The organism is Pseudomonas sp. NPDC090592 (genome assembly GCF_044769185.1).
Taxonomy (GTDB): Bacteria; Pseudomonadota; Gammaproteobacteria; order Pseudomonadales; family Pseudomonadaceae; genus Aquipseudomonas.
Window position 1 is genome coordinate 45002 of sequence record NZ_JBIVXJ010000025.1, and the last position, 20393, is coordinate 65394.

General features: G+C 57.3%; 16 protein-coding genes. 15 read left to right on the forward strand and 1 reads right to left on the reverse strand.

Going from position 1 to position 20393, the window contains the following annotated elements; genetic code table 11:
* Positions 1–1101: 1101 nt before the first annotated feature.
* The 15 genes from ACIQUI_RS20700 to ACIQUI_RS20770 all read left to right on the forward strand — a co-directional run bounded on the left by ACIQUI_RS20700 (position 1102) and on the right by ACIQUI_RS20770 (position 18661).
* Entirely contained in the window at positions 1102–3138 is a 2037-nt protein-coding gene (locus tag ACIQUI_RS20700; protein ID WP_403202231.1) for a lipase family protein, read from the forward strand.
* A 37-nt stretch (positions 3139–3175) separates the two neighbouring features.
* Positions 3176–3946, forward strand: a complete 771-nt coding sequence (locus ACIQUI_RS20705; RefSeq protein WP_403202234.1) for a hypothetical protein — start codon at positions 3176–3178, stop codon at positions 3944–3946.
* A 47-nt stretch (positions 3947–3993) separates the two neighbouring features.
* Positions 3994–4776, forward strand: coding sequence for a hypothetical protein (locus ACIQUI_RS20710; protein ID WP_403202236.1), 783 nt, complete (start codon positions 3994–3996; stop codon positions 4774–4776).
* A 48-nt stretch (positions 4777–4824) separates the two neighbouring features.
* Positions 4825–5175, forward strand: a complete 351-nt coding sequence (locus ACIQUI_RS20715) for a hypothetical protein (protein ID WP_403202237.1) — start codon at positions 4825–4827, stop codon at positions 5173–5175.
* A 477-nt stretch (positions 5176–5652) separates the two neighbouring features.
* Positions 5653–6435 carry a hypothetical protein gene (locus ACIQUI_RS20720; RefSeq protein ID WP_403202240.1) on the forward strand — a complete coding sequence of 261 codons (783 nt, stop codon included), beginning with the start codon at positions 5653–5655 and terminating at the stop codon, positions 6433–6435.
* A 50-nt stretch (positions 6436–6485) separates the two neighbouring features.
* Positions 6486–7280 (forward strand): hypothetical protein, encoded by a 795-nt coding sequence (locus ACIQUI_RS20725; RefSeq protein WP_403202241.1) that lies wholly within the window; start codon positions 6486–6488, stop codon positions 7278–7280.
* Between the two features lie 107 nt (positions 7281–7387).
* Positions 7388–7654, forward strand: coding sequence for a PAAR domain-containing protein (locus ACIQUI_RS20730; RefSeq protein WP_403202244.1), 267 nt, complete (start codon positions 7388–7390; stop codon positions 7652–7654).
* Positions 7655–7674: 20 nt separating this feature from the next.
* Positions 7675–8811 (forward strand): hypothetical protein, encoded by a 1137-nt coding sequence (locus ACIQUI_RS20735; RefSeq protein ID WP_403202247.1) that lies wholly within the window; start codon positions 7675–7677, stop codon positions 8809–8811.
* Positions 8808–12104: an ImcF-related family protein gene (locus ACIQUI_RS20740; protein WP_403202249.1), complete on the forward strand. Its 3297-nt coding sequence runs from the start codon at positions 8808–8810 to the stop codon at positions 12102–12104. The genes ACIQUI_RS20735 and ACIQUI_RS20740 overlap by 4 nt, the downstream gene beginning before the upstream one ends.
* On the forward strand, positions 12101–13687 hold the full coding sequence (gene tssA, locus ACIQUI_RS20745) for a type VI secretion system protein TssA (RefSeq protein WP_403202252.1): 1587 nt from the start codon (positions 12101–12103) through the stop codon (positions 13685–13687). Before ACIQUI_RS20740 ends, tssA begins: the two co-directional genes overlap by 4 nt.
* A 23-nt stretch (positions 13688–13710) precedes the next feature.
* On the forward strand, positions 13711–15480 hold the full coding sequence (gene tssF, locus ACIQUI_RS20750) for a type VI secretion system baseplate subunit TssF (RefSeq protein ID WP_403202255.1): 1770 nt from the start codon (positions 13711–13713) through the stop codon (positions 15478–15480).
* Entirely contained in the window at positions 15444–16541 is a 1098-nt protein-coding gene (gene tssG / locus ACIQUI_RS20755) for a type VI secretion system baseplate subunit TssG (protein WP_403202257.1), read from the forward strand. The genes tssF and tssG overlap by 37 nt, the downstream gene beginning before the upstream one ends.
* On the forward strand, positions 16522–17058 hold the full coding sequence (gene tssJ / locus ACIQUI_RS20760) for a type VI secretion system lipoprotein TssJ (RefSeq protein WP_403202260.1): 537 nt from the start codon (positions 16522–16524) through the stop codon (positions 17056–17058). The genes tssG and tssJ overlap by 20 nt, the downstream gene beginning before the upstream one ends.
* A gap of 4 nt (positions 17059–17062) precedes the next feature.
* Positions 17063–17503: a type VI secretion system baseplate subunit TssE gene (tssE, locus tag ACIQUI_RS20765; RefSeq protein WP_403202263.1), complete on the forward strand. Its 441-nt coding sequence runs from the start codon at positions 17063–17065 to the stop codon at positions 17501–17503.
* Positions 17504–17524: 21 nt separating this feature from the next.
* The gene (locus ACIQUI_RS20770) at positions 17525–18661 is read left to right on the forward strand and encodes an OmpA family protein (RefSeq protein ID WP_403202266.1); all 1137 of its coding nucleotides are present in this window, start codon (positions 17525–17527) and stop codon (positions 18659–18661) included.
* Between the two features lie 22 nt (positions 18662–18683).
* On the opposite strand, the gene ACIQUI_RS20775 is transcribed toward ACIQUI_RS20770, so the two are convergent.
* Positions 18684–20357, reverse strand: coding sequence for an FAD-dependent oxidoreductase (locus tag ACIQUI_RS20775; protein ID WP_403202269.1), 1674 nt, complete (start codon positions 20355–20357; stop codon positions 18684–18686).
* Positions 20358–20393: the final 36 nt, after the last annotated feature.

A 20393-nucleotide genomic window follows, 5' to 3' on the forward strand; every position in this document is an offset into this window, starting at 1 on the left:
ATTCTACTGGCAATGCTGTGTTGTTGCGTGCCCTTGCAGGCAGTTAATGCTACGCCTCTCGGGTCTGTTAAATATGCAGATCTAGCATCGATAAATGGTGTGCCCGCCGTATGCCTGCCCAAGGGTGAAACAGCGCCTTTTGCGGTGGGGTGGGCCACGCTGTACGACAGTTACGCGAAAGATGTCGATGCTTGGCAAGTGGTGCTCAAAGAACAAGCTGCGCCAGTGGTGCTTAAGCCTGGTGAGTGTTTCGCATATGGGGCAGTGCCAGAGGGTTACATCCTTGAAAAGGTAACGGCAGGCAAGAAGCCCCTACAGCTGAAAGCAGGTAAGACCTACGCTTTTAGACTAAACAGTGCCTCTCGCTCGGTTGATGCGTATTTCGTTGTTTTTTGCATAACGAGTGAGGGTGAAGGGCGGTTCGTAAAGTATCCGCCGCTGTCAAGTGGTGAGACCCTGCCATCCTGCGATGGGCGGAATGGGAATCCTATTACCAGATAAATTGAATGTTGATGCGGCTTTTTGAATAACGCTGACTCCTGAGTGCGGATCGTACCTATGAAAGTTTACCTGCCCGTTATTTATGGCTGCATGGCCAGCTTCGGGATAAATGCAACTCCCCAGGGGCATATGAGGTTCGCGGATATTGCTGCCATACAGGGAAAGCCAGCAATCTGTTTACCGAAGGATGCGAAAAGGCCGTTCGCTGTAGGGTGGGTCACCTTATCTGAAAGCTATGCGCGAAGTCCCAGGGCTTGGGGGCTAAAGCTTAAAGACGGGCAGGCTCCTGTGATATTGCAGCCAGGTGGCTGCTTATCGTATGGATTAGTGCCTGACGCCTATGAGGTTGAACGTTTTGATGTGTATGAAAAGCCTCTGGTGATAGCAGTTGATAAAACTTATGTGTTTGAAGTGAGCAGTGCGGCCCATTCGGCGGATGTCTACAGTGTTGCGTTTCGCGTTTGTGCGGGAGAGCAAGGGCCTAGATACATTAAATATCCAGTGGCCACAATCAGTAGGCCAATAGCTCCATCTTGTGGGTCAAGTAGTACGGCTGGTTCAATTTCCCAGGGATAGTCATCTTGTTTTCAGGAGGGTTGCATGCTTATGAATGACGTACTGCACCGAACCGATACACTCAACCCAATTAAAGAGGTTGTTTGCGGCAAGCAAAAGCAGCATTGGGTCGAATTTCAGTTGGTGGACGAGTTGGGCGAGCCGCTCGCGAACTTACCCTTCCGCGCTGAAAACGACGCCACGCGTTCGGGTTGTGCGCCTGTGCTTACAGGCCAGAGTGATGAGTCTGGAGTGATCCGATTGGAGGGGCTGCATCCATTGGACATTTGCTTAAAACTGGCTGCCGATCCGCTGGCCAAGGAGCTTTCAACCCGCAGGCTCAGGGCTGAGAGACCTGAGCCTCCAAGGCCGGGAGTAGGTGATCCTACTCCGCTTTATGGGCCGCAGCGGTCCGGGTTTTCACCGATTGAAAAGCAAGCGCATGCTGAAGGTAATTTATATCATTACTTACGGATTGGTCAGTTGTGTGATCAATTACCTGGCCTTGGAGATGAAGAGGATTTGCAGGTTCTGCCAGAGTTTCATTTTCCAGATCCAGAATTTAATGGTTTTACGGTGGTGTATGAACAACTGAGCATGCGGCACGTGGTGGAAGTATGTCCGTTCCGAGCTTGGTCACTGGTCCTGCACCACCAGCAACATTATAGTTTGGCAAATGCTTACAATTTAGGGTTAATGAGCATCCTGTCTTACAGTGATGAGTTGCCTGATGTATACGGATCGGTATCATTCTTCTTTGCGCACCAGTGTACGGATCTATCTCGTACTCCGCGGGTGGATAGTAAAGGCCAAGCGTGGCCATGCTTGGTTGTGGATGTGCCATTCAAGAATCGTTATACATCTGCCGAGCTCATGGATACAAACAAAGCAAAGCCGCCCCAGGGGCATACTCAATTTTTTTATGCCTTAAGTAAAACGCAGTTGCTGGTGGTTTGGCGTGGTACCGAACCAACTAAAATCAAAGATCTTGTTACAGATCTCTCTTTCAGGCCGGTAAGACCGTCAAATGAATATAATTGTGATATCGGAGTGCCTTGTCCTGAGCTAGTGGCGCAAGGGAGTGTACATACAGGATTTTTTCAGGCATTCAAGGTGGCACGAAAAGCGTACTCAGAAATATTTGGAAAATATTTCGCCCAGAGGGCCGAGTGGAGTGATTTATTTGTCTGTGGACATAGCTTGGGCGGGGCGCTGGCTTTGATTCATGCAGCCTCACTGAAAGAGTTCGATCCACTGGTGTATACGTACGGAATGCCGCGAACATTTACGCTTGAAGCTGTTAAGGGTTTAAGTTGGTTGCGCCATTTTAGGCATGTGAATGACTCGGATTTTGTTCCTCAAGTTCCACCGGAAGCAGACCTGGATAGTTATTTCTACAAGCTCTATGGCCCGTTGGGGACGAACTTGGGGCTGAAGTGGTCAATGGCTAAAGCGGCGGCCAGCATCTTTTTTGAGTTTGGCGATCCGTATAGTCATCATGGTGAAATTGTATTGTTTTTAATGACTGAGCAGCACGTGGCACGGAAAAGCAAGCCGTTCCCCGCATACCATGGTGGAAGGGTCGGGCCGGCGTATCCTACAAGGATCCTTTACCGATTGCCCGAGAGAACCAAGCTTTTTCTAGTGCCTAGCTTGGATGAATCGGACGATTTGGAGGCAGAGAAAGCTCAGAAGCGCTTGGTTAACTCTTTAGGTGCGGAGGATAGGAATAAGTTTTTCAAGCCTTACAAAAATCCCGACTTGGGCGGTCGTTTGAGTGCCGGGAATCATTCCATGGACGAGTATCAGCCCTATATTCATAATCAGCTCCTGGAGTCGATCAGTCCTGAGCGCATACAAACCCGGCAAATTCAGAGGGAAAAATTTGAACAACAGATGATGAGTAACAGCGAACGCATCCCTGAGAGTGAATTTCAAAGAAATCGCATGTTTCTAGATTTGCAAAATCGTTTGGGTCAGGCCTTGTTAGTGACGCGACAGATTGACGGTGGATCAGATGCGTTGCGCAGGTTTGAAGCCGCCACGGGGCCGAAAGTATATTGCGAGAAAACGTACTGTTAACAAATTATTTGCTTCAGGGTGCATTATGAGAATTAGGGTGCTGCCGGTGTTGTTCCTATGTTCAACGTTAGGGCTTGAGGTTTCTGCCAAGGGCGATGAGATATTGCCATATGTTGAGGGTGAAAAGGTAATCCTAAGGGTCAAGGTACCCAGTGAATTGGCGGCGCGCGAAGTGGAGGCGCTTTACCGCTCAATCGTGTGTACCTCCGTTGCTTATGATATGTATGGAGATCCATATAAGCGGGATGGCTATAGGCAACTGGATGTGAAGTCTGTGCGTGAAGGCGATACTAATGTCTTGCGAACTGAACTGCCCGTTGACAGGGGGGGGCGTTGTCGATGGAGGCTGAGCAACGTCACATTTGGAATCAGATATGAGGAGACGAGCCAGTTTGGTAAAAGCGTCGCTCACGGCGAGGGTGGCGGCGTTATAGTGCTGTTTGATGAAAGCAATTCCCCAGGTAGTGGTTCGGCTATTAAAGTTGAGGGTGATTTGGATATCAGGTCGGATTATTATCCTTGGCTAAATGAAAGATTTATTGGGGGGTATAGTAAGGATGCAAATCTGGTTACGAGCCGTAGTCCTTATATTAGGTATCTAGCGCTGACTGCTCGACGTGTAAATTTTGAACCTGTCTTTCACTCCGGCTATTTAGTGCGTTCTGTTGGGCCGAAAATTCAACGCAAAGGTGACTTTGCAATATTTCACTATTCAGATGGCAGTAGCTCGACTGAGGGATGGGGCGAGCCGAGCTTTCGAAAGCTTCAGGCAATCCGTAAGGCGGCTGAGCTTGAAAGTGCAAAATAAGGGGCGCGATGGTGGCGGGGTTAAAGTAACTGCGGTTTAGGGGGCTTATGACAGTCAGTGAGCTGGCAGTGTTGTTTGTATTTTCGACCTTTGCGCTTGATGTTTCTGCCAGGGGTGATGAGTTGTCTCCTGACGATGACGGCGAAAAGGTAATCCTAAGGGTCAAGGTACCCAGTGAATTGGCGGCGCGCGAAGTGGAGGCGCTTTACCGCTCAACCGTGTGTACCTCCGTTGCTTATGATATGTATGGAGATCCATATAAGCGGGATGGCTATAGGCAACTGGATGTGAAGTCTGTGCGTGAAGGCGATACTAATGTCTTGCGTACTGAACTGCCCGTTGACGGGGGGGGGCGTTGTCGATGGAGGCTGAGCAACGTCGCATTTGGCATCAAATATGGGGAGACGAGTCAGTTTGGTGAAAGCGTCGTTTATGGTGGTGGTGGCGGCGTTATTGTGTTGTTTGATGAAAGCAACTCTCCAGGTAGTGGTTCGGCCATTGAAATTGAGGGTGATTTAGATATCAGGCCAGATTATTATCCATGGTTAAGTGAGAGATTTATTGGGGGATATAGAAAGGATGCAAGTCTGGTTGCGGGGCGTAGCCCTTATATTAGGTATCTAGCGCTGACTGCCCAGCGTGTAAATTTTGAACCTGTTTTGCACACCGGATATTTAGTGCGTTCAGTTGGGCCGAAAGTTAAACGCAAAGGTAATGATACAATATTTCACTATTCAGATGGGAGTAGCTCGACTGAGGACTGGGGCGAACCGAGTTTTCGAAAGCTTCAGGCAATGCGCAAGGCGGCTGAGCTTGAAAGTGCAAAATAAGAGGCGCGATGGTGGAGGACTTAAAGTAACTGCGGTTTAGGGGGGCTTATGACAGTCAGTGAGCTGGCAGTGTTGTTTGTATTTTCAACCTTTGCACTTGATGTTTCTGCCAGGGGTGATGACTTTTCTCCTGACGATGACGGCGAAAAGGTAATCCTGAGGGTTAAGGTACCCAGTGAGTTAGCGGCGCGCGAAGTGGAGGCGCTTTACCGCTCAACCGTGTGTACCTCTGTTGCTTATGATATGGATGGAGACCCATATAAGCGGGATGGATATAGGCGACTGGATGTGCAGTCTGTGCGTGAAGGCGATACTAATGTCTTGCGCACTGAACTGCCTGTTGACCGGGGGGCGTTGTCGATGGAGGCTGAGCAACGTCACATTTGGCATCAGATATGAGGGAACGAGCCAGTTTGGTGAAAGCGTCGCCCACGGCGAGGGTGGCGGCGTTATTGTGCTGTTTGATCGAAGCAATTCCCCAGGTAGTGGTACGGCTATTAAAGTTGAGGGCGATGTGGATGTCAGGCCAGATTATTATCCATGGCTAAGTGAGAGATTTATTGGGGGGTATATAAAGGCGGCAAATCTGGCTACGAGTCGTAGCCCTTATATTAGGTATCTAGCGCTGAGTGCTCGACGTGTAAATTTTGAACCTGTCTTTCACTCCGGCTATTTAGTGCGTTCTGTTGGGCCGAAAATTCAACGCAAAGGTGACTTTGCAATATTTCACTATTCAGATGGCAGTAGCTCGACTGAGGGATGGGGCGAGCCGAGCTTTCGAAAGCTTCAGGCAATCCGTAAGGCGGCTGAGCTTGAAAGTGCAAAATAAGGGGCGCGATGGTGGCGGGGTTAAAGTAACTGCGGTTTAGGGGGCTTATGACAGTCAGTGAGCTGGCAGTGTTTTTTTTATTTTCAACCTTTGCGCTTGATGTTTCTGCCAGGGGTGATGAGTTGTCTCCTGACGATGACGGCGAAAAGGTAATCCTGAGGGTTAAGGTGCCCAGTGAATTGGCGGCGCGCGAAGTGGAAGCGGTTTATCGCTCAACCGTGTGCACCTCTGTTGCTTATGATATGTATGGAGATCCATATAAGCGGGATGGCTATAGGCAACTGGATGTGAAGTCTGTGCGTGAAGGCGATACTAATGTCTTGCGCACTGAACTGCCCGTTGACCGGGGTGGGCGTTGTCGATGGAGGCTGAGCAACGTCACATTCGGCATCAGATATGGGGAAACGAGCCAGTTTGGTGAAAACGTCGCTCATGGTGGGGGTGGCGGCGTTGTTGTGATGTTTGATGATAGCAATTCCCCAGGTAGTGGTTTGGGTATTAAAGTTGAGGGCGATGTGGATGTCAGGCCAGATTATTATCCATGGCTAAATGAGAGATTTATTGGGGGGTATAGAAGGGATGCTAGTCTGGTTACGAGGCGTAGCCCTTATATTAGGTATCTGGCGCTGACTGCTCGACGTATAAATTTTGAACCTGTCCTCCACTCCGGCTATTTAGTGCGTTCTGTTGAGCCGAAAGTTAAACGCAAAGGTGACTATACAATATTTCACTATTCAGATGGCAGTAGCTCGACTGAGGACTGGGGCGAACCAAGCTTTCGAAAGCTTCAGGAAATCCGCAAGGCGGCTGAGCTTGAAAGTGAAAAATAAGGGGCGCGATGGTGGCGGGGTTGAAGTAACTGCGGTTTGAGGGGGGGCTTATGACAGTCAGTGAGTTGACAGTGTTGCTTATATTTTCAACCTTTGCGTTTGATGTTTCTGCCAGGGGTGATGAGTTGTCTCCTGACGATGACGGCGAAAAGGTAATCCTAAGGGTCAAGGTACCCAGTGAGTTGGCGGCGCGCGAAGTGGAGGCGCTTTACCGCTCAACCGTGTGTACCTCCGTTGCTTATGATATGTATGGAGATCCATACAAGCGGGATGGCTATAGGCAACTGGATGTGCAGTCTGTGCGTGAAGGCGACACTGATATCTTGCGGACTGAGCTTGCTGTCAACGGTGGGGGGCGTTGCCGATGGAAACTTAGTAATATTATTTTTGGTGTTAAGTACGGAAATACAAGTCAGTTCGGTGAGGGCGTGTTTTTTGGTGCCGGTGGCGGCGTTGTCGTAATGTTTGATGAGAGCGATTCGGCGCACGGTGGTCCGAATGTTAAAGCTGATGGTGATGTAGAGGTCAAGCCGAACTATTATCCTTGGGTAGACGAGAATTTTATCGGAGGGCATAAGAAGACTGTAAGCTTGGCTGGAGATGGTGATATTTTTATTATGTATCGAGCGCTGGGCGCTCGAAGTGTGGAGTTTGAACCTGCCCTTCATTCTGGTTATGTGGTGCATTCAGTTGGGCCAAAGATTAAGCGAAAAGGTAATCGCGCCATATTTCATTATCCGGATGGCAGTAACTCGACTGAGGGGCAGAGTAGGCCAAACTTTGAGAAGCTTCAGGCGATTCGCATGGCTGCTGAGCGCGATCGTGAAATATTAACGGTTGAATAAGCAACTCGATGTGTGCTGGCTAAACATTCATTCATCGGCGCGGTTGGGTTGGCATTTTGTCTATGACGAACTTAAGGCACGGCCGGGTTTTATAGGGGAGTTGTCCGATGTATCAGGGGCTTGTTTTATTAGGTGATGGTACTACCCATGGCGGAAAAGTGATTTCGGCATCGTCCACGATGACGGTCAGAGGCAAACCGGTAGCGCTGGTGGGGGATGAGGTGAGTTGCCCACTACCGGGTCATGGTAACAACCGGCTTGTCGAAGGGAGCGAGCAATGGTCTGAGGGCGGCCGTGCGCTGGTGGTTGATGGCTGTCGCAGTGAATGCGGGTGCCAGGTGATTTCCAGTGCCTCTGACTGCGGGGTGGGCTGAGCATGGGATGGAAACGGCGCTTGCCGGAATCAATTGAACAGCCCGCACCTTTGGCCTTGGGCCGATGGTTATTGGGCGCGGGCCTGGCGATGCTGGCGTGCTTACTAATCTTGGTGTTGCACGGGGCGGGGCACCTGGCACAGCTTCAGGCATTGAATGTTTGGCTATTGGCTTGCATCCCATGGGGGGTGTGGCTGTTGATGTTCGGCACGCGTGCTTACATGTACGGTGGTCAGTTGAACCATCATCGATTAGTTCACGAGCAAATGCAGGTTGCGCAACTGTCATGGCAGAACTGGGCACAGCGCCATATTGCGGTGCTGGCGAGTTGCGTGGTGATGCCTGATGATGTTTCTGCAGTCACGCTGATGCAACGTGGTGCAAACCTTGCGTCGCGTTCCGGCCAGGCCCGGCGTATTTCTTTTCTGGCCCAGGCGCCGGCGCCGGCGATTGCAGGGCTAACGGCATTATTATCCGGCCTCTCAACCGCTCTTAAAGGGTTGCCGGAAAGGCCAAAGCTGTGCGTTACGGTTTTGACAGACGTGGAGCCTACTCAATATGAGGCTCTGCGTGATACCTGGCATCAGTATTGGGCAAATACCCCGGGTAAGCCGCAGCTGTCAGAGTTTCATGTGGTTGCTGATCTTTCATATGAATGGATCAGTGAAATTGTTAAAGCCGGCAGTTCTGACCTTTCATTGGTTCTGGTACTGCAAACCCAAGGCGGTGCTTCGTATTCTGACGGGCTAGCGGGACTACTGGTATGTCCAGACCATTTAGCGCGTGATTCGGGTTTGCCGGTGCGAGGCGCACTACTGCGCCCCATGCCTTTGGATATCGGGGCAGCAGAAAGTGAGATTGAGCTCTTTTTCAAAACGCAAACGGCCGCTTGCCAGGCGAACAGTCTTCTGGCGGACAGTGTGGCTTGGGCGAATGTGGTAGGGACGGTACTTTCCATGGATCAAAGCCCTGGCCTGGATCCTGAGAAAAGCTGGGTTCTAGAGCGCTTGTGTGGATTGCCAGGGCCTTTCAGTCCTTGGCTGCTAGCGGCACTAAGCGTTGAAATTGTCCAACATCAGCAGCGACCTTTGTTGATGTTGGCTGAGCAAGGGCAGCAGTACTGGATCAGCACTGCCACCACAGGAGGCCCGGCATGACACGCAGTGGACGACCATGGAGTTTTGTGGGCCGGGCAATCTGGCTCTTGTTCTTGTTCGCCGCACTCGCTTTGTTAACGTGGCATGGGCACCATATAGGACTGGTGGAGAACCATCAAAAACTGTGGGCGATAATACTTACAATCGTTTTTGCGGTGGTGGCCTATTTGGCATTTGGGTTTTTGCTGGCTTTAAAGCGGCATCACTATCACCGGCAGCGAGTGCTTGATAACACGTTGCCACCGGCAGACGCAGATATTCCAATCCGCCGCGGGTCGGCTTCGGGGCTTATCGAGTTGCTGGAGACTCTGAAGTCGAGGCATGGCTACTTCTGGCGCCGGAAGGTCCGGTTGTTATTGGTGATTGGCGAGCCGGCCGACGTCGAGGCGATTGCTCCCGGCTTGGCTGAGCAGCGGTGGTTGAACGGGCAGAACGTTGTGTTGTTCTGGGGCGGTAGCGAACAGGCTGACTTTGCCTGGTTCTCAGACTGGTGCGCACTGTGCAGGGGGCGTGGGCTTGATGCTGTGGTCTGGGCGTTGAGCAAGGATCATGACGGTGATGGCTGTACGCTAAACGATGGTGTCTTTCGTATACAAGCGCTTGCGAGAAAGCTGCATTGGCAACTGCCATTACATGTGTGGGAAGTCGGCGACACGCAGTGGGCGCAGCACACGCGTCAGGTTCAAGCAGTGGGTTGCCCGCTTCCAGCGCGGCTGGCGCCCGCGCAATTAGCCGAGCATCTGGGGCGGCTCGTTGCGCCTCTGCGTGCACAGGGCCTGACGCAAATTCGCAAGGATACCCGTCACGACTTCTTGCTTCGCTTATCGCGTGGCATCGAGACCGGAACCGTAGCGCGCTGGCTCCCCGCGCTGCGTGCGCTACCCAGCGAGCGTGAGATTGCATTACGCGGCGTGTGGTTCAGTTTGCCGCTGCGTTCAATCAGTCACTCGGGGTTGGATCGCCACTGGTTTGATAGCCCCGCATGGTCTGGCATTGTCAGTGATCAACCTGCTCGACCCCGCAGATTGGGTTGGCACCCAGGTCGAATCGTCTACGCCACGGCGCTCGGGCTGGCGGCTGTCTGGGCCATCGGCTTGTTGGTGTCCTTTGCCAGCAACCGTGTCGAACTCCGTCAAGTGGATGCCGCATACCGGGCGCTGAAACAGCCCGAGGCCGGCAGTGATCCAATGCACGCCTTGGGCGAGCTGGTTCGCGAACTGTCCCGGCTGGCCTACCGCAGCGAGCACGGAGCGCCCTGGTATCAACGCTTTGGCCTGAACCGCTCTGATGAACTGCGTGATGCAGTCTGGCCGCTGTATGTTGATGCTAACGACCGTCTGCTTCGTGACCCGGCTGCGTCCGACCTGGAGCGCCAGCTCACCGCACTGGTCAAGCTTGCCCCTGGCAGCCCGGCACGTGCCGAGCGAGCGCAGCAGGCCTATGACGTGCTCAAGGCATACCTGATGCTGGCTCGCCCGGAAAAGGCTGATGCAGGCTTCCTGGTCGAGAGTGTGGGCGCAAAGCAGCCAGCCATGTGGCGGTTCTACGCCGAGCACCTGCCCGACCATCCGGAGTGGGCAATCAAGGCCAACCCCCGGCTGATAGGCCAAGTCCGCCAGGTACTGCTCGCTGAGCTGGGCCAACGCAACGCCGAGGCGACGCTGTACCAGCAACTCCTCGACACCGCCGCCAACCACTACCCGCCGATGGCCTTGCAGCAAATGGTTGGCGACACCGACCCGACCGCACTGTTCACCAGCACCGGTCACGTCCCCGGCGTGTTCACCCGTGAAGCCTGGGAGGGCCAGGTTCGCGCGGCCATCGATGACGCCGCACAGGCGCGCCGTGAAGAAATCGACTGGGTACTGAGTGACAACGTGGGCGATGTCGCGGGCGAGCTGAGCCCTGAGCAACTCAAAGCGCGGCTGACTGTGCGCTATTTCAGGGATTACAGCAGTGCCTGGCTGGCCTTTCTCAACAGCCTGCGCTGGAAGCAAAGCACCACCCTGCATGACGTGATTGCCCAGTTGACGGTGATGAGCGATGCGCGCCAATCGCCTCTGATCGCATTGATGAACACACTGAGCTACCAAGGGCAGGCGGGTGTCCGTGGCCAGGCCCTGGCCGACTCGCTGATCGAGTCGGCACAGAAGCTGGTGGGGCAGAAAGCCCCACCGCGGGTTGATCAGCTGGCTCAAGCCTCCAGCGGCCCACTCGACAGTACGTTCGGCCCGCTGATGGCGTTGCTGGGCAAAGACCCCGAAGGCCGGCTCGGCAGCGACCAGTTGAGCCTGCAAGCCTTCCTTACCCGCGTTACCAGCGTGCGACTGAAGCTGCAGCAGATAACCAATGCGCCAGACCCGCAGGCCATGACGCAAGTGATGGCGCAGACCGTGTTCCAAGGCAAGGGCGTGGACCTGAGTGATGCGCAGTCCTATGGCAACCTGATTGCCGCAAGCCTGGGCGCCGAGTGGGGCCCGGTGGCCCATGCGTTGTTCGTGCAACCCCTGACGCAGGCCTGGCAACAGATCCTGCAACCTTCATCGGCAGGCCTCAACCGGGATTGGCAGCGTGCCATTGTCGATGAGTGGCATGGCGCATTCGACAACCGTTACCCCTTTGCCGCGTCCAGCAGTGAGGCATCGCTGCCCATGCTCGGGCAGATGATCCGGGCCGACTCCGGGCGTATCGAGCAGTTCTTGCACCAGCAGCTCAGTGGCCTGCTGCGCAAAGAGGGGGGCCGTTGGGTGATCGACCCTCGGCAAAGTCAGGGCCTGCGTTTCAACCCGGCCTTTCTGGACGCCATCAACCAGCTCAGCCAGCTGGCGGATGTGCTCTATACCGACGGCGGCATGGGCATGAGCTTCGAACTGCGCGGCAAACCCGTGCGGGATGTGGTGCAGACCAGCTTCGTGCTCAACGGCGAAAAACATCACTACTTCAACCAGCGCGAGCGCTGGCAGCGCTTTCGCTGGCCAGGGCAGGGCGACCACCCCGGTATCAGCCTGACCTGGACCGGCATCCATGGCGGCGAACGGCTGTATGCCGACTACCAGGGCACCTGGGGTTTGATACGCCTGCTGGAGGAAGCCAACGTTACCCCGCTGGACGACGGCGACAGCCGTTTTCGGCTGGTGCTGAGCGCGCCGGATGGCCTGGGCCTGACCTGGCACCTGCGTACCGAGCTGGGTGAAGGCCCGCTGGCGTTGCTGAAGTTGCGCAGCTTCCGCCTGCCCAGGGACATCTTCCTTGCTGACGATGCGCGTTACGCGCAGACCGGAGGCCCGCTATGAGCCTGAAAAGCCTGGTCGCCAGTTGCCTGCCGCAGAGCGATGCCATCGCCGTGGCCCGAGCGCATGGCCAATGCTGGGCGCCTTGGTTGTGCTCCATCAGTGCTGACGCACCTGCCGGTGAAGACCCCGGCTATGACGATGATTTCCAGCGCATGCGTGAAGAAGTCAACCGGCTATCCGGCGCTGACGTCGACCTTGTTGCACAGCTGGCGCAGCAATTGCTGCATCGTGCCTGCAAAGACCTGCGCGTGGCGACGTATTACCTCTGGGCGCGCCTGCACAAGGATGGTGAACCGGGCCTGGCAGACGGCTTGAGCCTGCTGGCCGCTCTGCTGGAACGCTATGCCGAAGGCATCCTGCCGGCCCGCCCAAACAGCCGGAAAATGGCCCTGGAGTGGCTGGCGGGTGACCGTGTGCTGGCAAGCCTGTCGTTGTACCCGCAGGTGGTCAAGGCCGAGACCCAGCGCACCGTGGCTGCACTGGTGTGGCTGGAGCAGGGCTTCAGCACCTGGCCGCAAGACCACCGGCCACGCCTGGATGGCCTGTACAGCGCACTGTCTGCTCGCCTGGCGGTGTCGGGTGGCGTGGATGCGATTGTTCCGCAAACCAGCAATGTGTCAGCGCCGAAAGACACTGGCACCAGCGCGAAGTCGTCGGCGATCAAGTCCGGGCGAGACCTGCTGGACAGTGGGCGTCAGCTGGCCGGCTACCTGCGCGAGCAGCCTGAGGGCTGGCTGGCCGCCCATCGGCTGATGAAGACCCTGCGCTGGGACACTGTCCACCAAGCGCCACCGCACGATGCACAGGGCATTACCCGCCTGGCGCCCCCGCGCGGCGAATACCGTGCCCAGCTCAAACGCTTGCACGTGCAGCAACGCTGGAGCGAGTTGATCGAGCAGGCCGAGCGGATGTATGCCGAGGGCGTCAACCACTTCTGGCTGGACCTGCAACGGTATCTGCATCAGGCCTTGAGCAAGTCGCCCCACCCGCACGGTAGCTGGGCCGAGATCGTCAAAAACGACCTGAACATGCTGTTGCAGCGGTTGCCAGGGCTGGAGGCGCTGTACTGGAGCGATGGCTCGGCCTTCGCGGATGAAACCACACGCGACTGGATCAACCAGCACGTCAGCGATAGCCGCACCGCGCAGTGGCTACCTGCTGCAGCTTCTGCAACCACGGCGGCAACCTGCGAAATCCTCGCGCTGGAACCCGAGGCACTGGCACAAGCCGATGCCGAGGGTGTCGAGCCGGCGCTGGCCTGGCTGGCAAGCCGGCCTGATGCCCACGCGGGGCGGCAACGCTGGTTGCTGCGCCTGTTGATGGCCCGGGTGGCTGAGCAGTACGGCAAGGCCGAACTGGCCATTCATTTGTTCACTGAACTGGATGCCGCCGCGCACCGCCACGCACTGGCCGACTGGGAGCCTGACCTGATCTTCGAGGTCAAGGCGCGCCTGCTCAAGCTGCTACGGCTGAAAGCCCAGCGCAACGACGCCGACCGGCCGGCCCTGGCACGGCAGATGGAGCACCATTTGGCGGCGCTGGTAGCCATTGACCCGGTACGTGCTGCGGTGCTGTGCGGCTAACCCACATTGATCAGGACCCTGTTTTGAATAAAGACAACCTCACCCTACGGTACTTCGATGCCGAAATGCGCTACCTGCGCGAAGCGGGTAAAGAATTTGCCCAGGCGTTTCCGGACCGCGCGGCGCAGCTGAACATGGATAAGCCTGGTGCGCACGACCCCTATGTGGAGCGCCTGTTCGAGGGCTTCGCGTTCCTGATGGGGCGCCTGCGTGAAAAGCTGGACGATGACCTGCCCGAGCTGACCGAGGGGCTGGTCAGCCTGCTGTGGCCGCATTACCTGCGCACCATCCCCTCGCTGGCCATCGTGGAGTTGCTGCCTGACGTCAGCCAGATGAAAGGCAGCGCAACCATTGCCGAGGGCTTTGAGGTGCTGTCACAGCCAGTGGGGCCTCAACGTACCCGCTGCTGCTATACCACCACACAGGATTTGCCGCTTCAACCGATCACGCTCGACACTGTGCGCCTCGATCACGAGCCTGATGGGCGTGCGCTGCTGCGTTTGCGTTTCTTGTGCGGGGAGATGGCAGATTGGGGGCAGCTGGACCTTGCTCAGATACCGCTGTACCTGAACGCGGATGCGGCATTGGCCAGCGCATTGCATCAGGCACTTACCTTGAAGGTACAGGCGCTGTATGTGCGAATGCCGGGCGAGGCAGAACGCCAGGCGCTCGACGGCCACTTCAAGCCCAAGGGCTTCGCTGACGATGACCGTCTTTGGCCCAAAGGCGACAGTGCCTTCAGCGGCTATCAATTGTTACTTGAGTACTTCACGTTCCGCGAAAAATTCATGTTCGTGACGTTGTGCGGCCTGGAGGCCATGGCATTGCCAATGGGCGCTGCCTGGTTCGAGCTTGAGGTCGTGCTCTGTGAAGCATGGCCGCATGCCTTTACGCCCAACCAGGAGCACATCCGTTTACACGCGGTGCCTGTGATCAATTTGTTCCCACTGGACGCGGACCCGCTCAACCTGGACCCGCTGCAGAACGAGTATCTGCTTCGCCCGATGCGGTTGCAGGACGGGCACACGGAAATCTATTCCGTCGACAGTGTCTGCGGGTCAAGCAACAGTGTCCGTCAGGACTACGTGCCTTTCAGCAGTTTTCGCCACAAGGGGGGCATGCTCCGCGACGAAGCCCCGGAGCGGTATTTTCATACACGCCTCAAGCAGGGCGCCAATGGTCTGCATGACACCTGGCTGATCCTGGGCGGCGAAGGCTTTGACAAGGATGTGCTGGTCAAGCGCAAAAGCCTGTCATTGCGCCTTACCGGAACCAATGGCCAGCTGCCGCGCAAGGCACTGCGCAGTACGTTGCTCGACGCTGCCGCGCAGTCCAGCCAGGCCGGGTTGCAGGCGCGCAACCTGACTTCGCCTTCGTTGCCGTGCTATCCCCCAAACCGTGATCGTTTCCATTGGCGTGTGCTCAGCCATCTGGGCTCGAACTTCTTGCCCATGCTCAGCAGTGCTGAAGTACTGCGTGGCACGTTGGCGTTATACGAGTGGACGGGCAGCGAAGCCAACCGCCGTCGCCTGGAAGCCATTGTTGACGTCAAGCACCACCTGATCCAGCGATTCGAGAAAGGCTTCTTGCTGCGTGGCGTGGATATCGAGGTGACGCTCGACAGCAATGGCTTCTCGGGCGAGGGCGATATCTGCCTGTTCGGTGAAATGCTCAGCCGGTTCTTCGCCCTGTATGCCGACATTCACCTGTTCACGCAACTGACGTTGATCCTGCAACCTACCGGGAGGTGCCTGCGATGGAGCGAACATCACAGTCAGCGTATTCCCGGCTGAAGGCTGACGGGCTATTACCCCTGCTGGAAGAACGGGTGGCCTCGGCTAACGTGTATCGCTTCTGCCAGTTGCTGGAGCAGGTGCTGGCTGATCAACCGCCGCTGGGCAGCACTGCACACCCTGGTGATGACGGGGTCCGCTTTCGGCCCGACCCGGGTATGGGGTTCCCCGCGAGTGAGCTGAAGGCCATTGAGTGCGACGACGCCCACCCCGAACGCCCCCTCACGGTCCGTACCCGGTTGCTGGGCTTGTACGGCGTCGATTCGCCGCTGCCTACAGCCTATCTGGACGACATCGCCCAGCGCCGGGAGGGTCACGAAGCAGTCGAGGCGTTTCTCGATATCTTCAACCATCGGTTGTTCACCCAGTTCTACCGGATCTGGCGCAAGTATTCGTACCCCGCAACCTTCGAGGCGGGCGCGCATGATGCGACTTCACAGTGCTTGCTGGGCTTGATCGGGCTTGGGGTCCCAGGTACGGCCAAGCGTATTGCCACGCCCATGTCACGCTTCCTGGCGTTGCTCAGTGTAATGCGCTTACCCACCCGCAACGCCGAGGGTGTTTCAGCGTTGGTCAGGCTGCTGGCTCCGGGCACACAGGCACATGTAACCGGGCATTGGCCGAGACGTGTGGTGCTTGAGCGGCCGGCCAGCCTGGCAATCGAGCGCCCGGTCAAGCTTTCCCAAGGCATGCCGCTGGGCGCTGTCGCAGTTGATGCGAACAGCCAGTTGCGCCTGCTGCTGCATACCGATGACCCGCAAGAGGCGCGTGAGTGGCTGCCTGGTGGTCAGCTGCTGCTCGACTTGCGGGTGTTGTTGGAGGTGTACCTGGGCTGGCGCTGTACGGCAAAGCTACAGCTGTCGATTCCGCTGCGCCTGTTGCCCGTTCCGGTGCTGGGCCGTGCGCAGGTCAGGTTGGGCATGACGGCAGTACTGGATTTACCGACGGGCGAAGCGGCGATGGCCCACCCCGACACCATCACAGTCAACCTGGGCCGCTATCAAGGCCTGCAACTGAATCCTTGCAACAGGGAGGTAGCGCATGTGGCGTACCGCTTCTAAACACTTCACGGGCGTGGCGCTGGCGATACTGCTGGCCGGCTGTGGCATCACCCAGAAGGTCGTCGATAGCACCGCTTCGACGGCCCGTGGACTGTTCTACAAGCAAGTCAAAACACTGCATCTGGATTTTACCGGCCGGTCAGCGATGAATACTGCCAGCACCGAGATGGGCGGGTTGTCTGTTCCAGTGCTGGTGCGTGTCTACCAGTTGCGTGATCACAAGGCACTGGACCGGGCAACCTACGATGATCTGGTCAGCCACGGGGAGCGCGTGCTGGGTGGCGACCTGCTGAACGAACAGGCCGTAGTGGTGAAACCAGGCGAGGCGGCTCAGCTCAGCACGCCTATGAGCAGGGAGGCTCAGTACATCGCCGTGATCGCCCTGTTCCGAAACCCGGCCATGGAGGAAAACGCGTGGCGGCTGACCTTGCAGCGTGATGACCTCGACCCGGACCTGCCGAGGTTCGTCGAGCTGGGTGACAACCGCTTGAAGTTGCGCCCGCGTACCGAGGACTGAACCTATGATCGAGCCAAGCCCTTCGCTTTACGAAACACTGCTGCAGAACTTCAGCGGGGAGTTGGAGCTGGGCCGGGTCAGTGAGGATGATCAGCTGACGCTTTCGGTTCTGGACAACCTTCAGCGCATTCTAAACAGCCGGGCCGGCACAATCGCCCATCTGCCGGACTATGGCTTGCCGGACATGGGCACGGTTCTGCAAGGTTTGCCGGCCTCGGCCCATGGCTTGATGAATGAAATCGTGAGCACCTTGCGCAGGTATGAGCCGCGGCTCGAAGAAGTGCGCATCGAGTTGCTGACTCAGCGACGGCCAGGCCATCTGGAGTACGCACTCGAGGTCCGCGTCCAGGGCGGTGGCCGGACCACATTCGGGACCACGCTTGCACCTGACGGAAGGGTGGTTGTGCGGCACCTGAAGCAGGAAGGCTATCTCTCCAGGCCATAGATCAACGGACAAGGAGGCCAGATGACGGCACTTTTTGAAATGCGGATTCGCCTGGGTGGGGATCCAGGCGGCTTTGATGAGTTCAACGTATTGCGTGGCGAATTGGCCAGGCTCGATCACCCCGCGTGCCCTGACGTTGACTGGGCAAAAGTTGAAGCGTTGTGCTTGAGGCTCTTCGAACGGAACGGGGTTGAGCTGCAGACGGCGGTGTCCTTCATATTGGCGCGTAGCTACCGTACGGGATTCGCTGGTTTGACCGAGGGGGTGGCATTGCTTTCTACCCTCACGGACGAGTGGCCGCGCTTGTGGCCGGTGCAGGCTTCAGCTCGGCTCGATCTTATCGCCTGGTTGTTTGCTCAACTGCATCCTCTGGTTCGAATGGTGGCATGGGGCGGGTCAAGTTTGACGATGCTGAGGGAACTGATTGTTGAGCTGGGGCGGCTGGAGCACCGTCTGGAGCAGCTTGGTCACGCCCCCTTGGCTTCGCTGAAGGTGTTTCGCCAACAGATCAGCAGCCTGATGCAACGGCTGTCGGGCAGCAGGGATGTGCCGATGCCGCTTGCGTTGCAATCATGGGCATCACCAGCCGAGCCTACGGCAAGCACTCAGATCGCCACGATGGTCGCAGCACCACCGACCTACACCTTTGTGGTCGAGCCTGCGGTGCATAAGCGCGCGGTGTTGCCGTGGTTGCTGACATCAGCGGTCTGCTCTGTTTTTGTGGGTTGGCTGGGCTGGCAAGATTGGGCATCCAAACAAGCCGATGAGCCCCGCACGCCCGAGCCTATTCAGCTGGAGAGTCTGAATCTGTTCGACCCTGGCAGTGCAGAGCTGAAGTCTGGTTCAACCAGGCTGCTGATCAATGCGCTGGTTGATATCAAGGCTCAACCGGGTTGGCTGATCGTTATCTCCGGGCATGCGGATGCGCAAGGTGATGCCGCCAGGAATCTTGAACTGTCCCGAGCCAGGGCCTCTGCCGTGCGCGACTGGATGCAGCGCATGGGGGGTATTCCGGATAGCTGCTTTGCTGTTCAAGGGGTGGCAGCCAGCCAGCCGGTGAGCAGCAATGATACCCTTGATGGGCGGGCAGAAAATCGGCGTGTGGATATTCGGATAGTGCCGCAAAGCAATGCGTGCGGGGGATTGGTAGAGCGATGACATTGGTTTGATTCGCCTTGGGCTATGAACTGCTCAACGCCTTGCCGGCGAGATACCCGAATGTCATCCCTGGCCCAAGCGTAATGCCACCGCTCGGATAGTACCCACCCATCACGCTGTGCATGTCGTTACCCACCGCAAACAGCCCGGGTATCGGCTGCCCCGCGTGGTCCAGCACACGGGCCGAGGCGTCGGTGCCCAGGCCGGCGAAGGTGCCAAGGCTGCCTGGCAGCAGTTTCACCGCGTAAAACGGCCCCTTCAACAATGGCCGAAGCGACGGGTTGGGTGCCTGTTGCGGTTCGCCCTGGGCCCGGTTGTAGGCTGACGCGCCACGCTGGAAGGCCGGGTCTTCACCCTGGGCCGCATGCTGGTTGAAGCCTGCCACCGTACGCTGCAACTGCTCAGCGTCTATGCCGCAACGTTGCGCCAGTTGTGCCAGGGTAGCGCCGCTTTGCAGGTAGCCACGACGCTGGTAATAGCGGGTGGGGAAGGGAAACGGCTTGGCCCAGCCGATGCCATAGCGCCGTTGCGCGGCGTGGTCGCAGATCAGCCAGGCCTCAGGTACCTGGTCTTGCGGCGTGGCAGCGAACAGTGCATTCATGAAGTCATGGTAGCAATCGGCTTCGTTGACGAAGCGTCGGCCATCCCGGCGTACAGCGATGAAGCCGGGTTTGGCACGGTCGATCAGGTGCGGGAAATGGCCGAAGCTGCCATCACTGCGGGGTACCCGTGATACCGGTGCCCAGGCACCGGGCTGCGCCAGCGCAGTACCTACCACACCACCGGCCTGTTCACCCAGGCGCAGGCCGTCACCGCTGTTTTCCCTGGGCGCGGCAGCGTAATGCTGGTTGCCATCAGGCGCATGCGGCATCAATTGTGCGATGCGATGGCGATCATGCGGGAAGCCGCCACAGGCCAGCACCACGCCACGCCGTGCATGGATCACCTGGCCATCGGCAAACAGCGCGCCGCTGACTCGCCCTTCACCCAACAGGCGACTCGCCGGTTTGTCGGTCAGCAGTGTCACGCCCAGGTCCAGCGCGCTGCGTAGCAGGCGTGCCACCAGTGCATTGCCATTGACCAGTTGCAAACCCCGGCGATGCAGCAGCAGGTCGCGGCCGTGACGCAGCAGGCGCTTGCCAACGTGCAGCGCCGCCTTGGGCGTGCGGGTGGCATTGAAGAAGGCTGCCATGTCGGGGCCGCCGGCAATGCCCATGCCGGCCAGGCTGACAATGTCCAGGGGCGGCCGCAGCTTGTGCAGCCAAGGCCCGAGCAGGCGCCCGTCGTAGGGCAGTGCGCACAGCGATCGGCCGCCGCCAGCGCTGCCGTCGCCGTCGCGCATGTCGGGCATGCGGCTGCCGGACTGGAACTGCACGGCAGTGTGCTGCTGGAAGAACGCCACCATCTCCGGGCCATGGCGCAGGAATGCATGTTGGCGTGGGTCCAGCTCACTGGCGTGGGTTTGCGCCCGCAGGTAACGCTCCGGGGCATCGTCGGTTTCGATGATGCCTTCAGCGATGGCCAGCGGGTTGCGCGGCACCCACAGCCAGCCCCCCGACCAGGCGCTGGTGCCGCCCAGCTGGCCGGCTTTTTCCGCGACGATCACGTGCAGGCCGTGATGCGCGGCGGTTACGGCGGCAGCCAGGCCAGAGGCACCAGAGCCGATGACGAGTACGTCACATTCGAGGGGTTGCATTGAGAGGGTTCCGCTCAGGCGTTGGTGGAGGGGGCA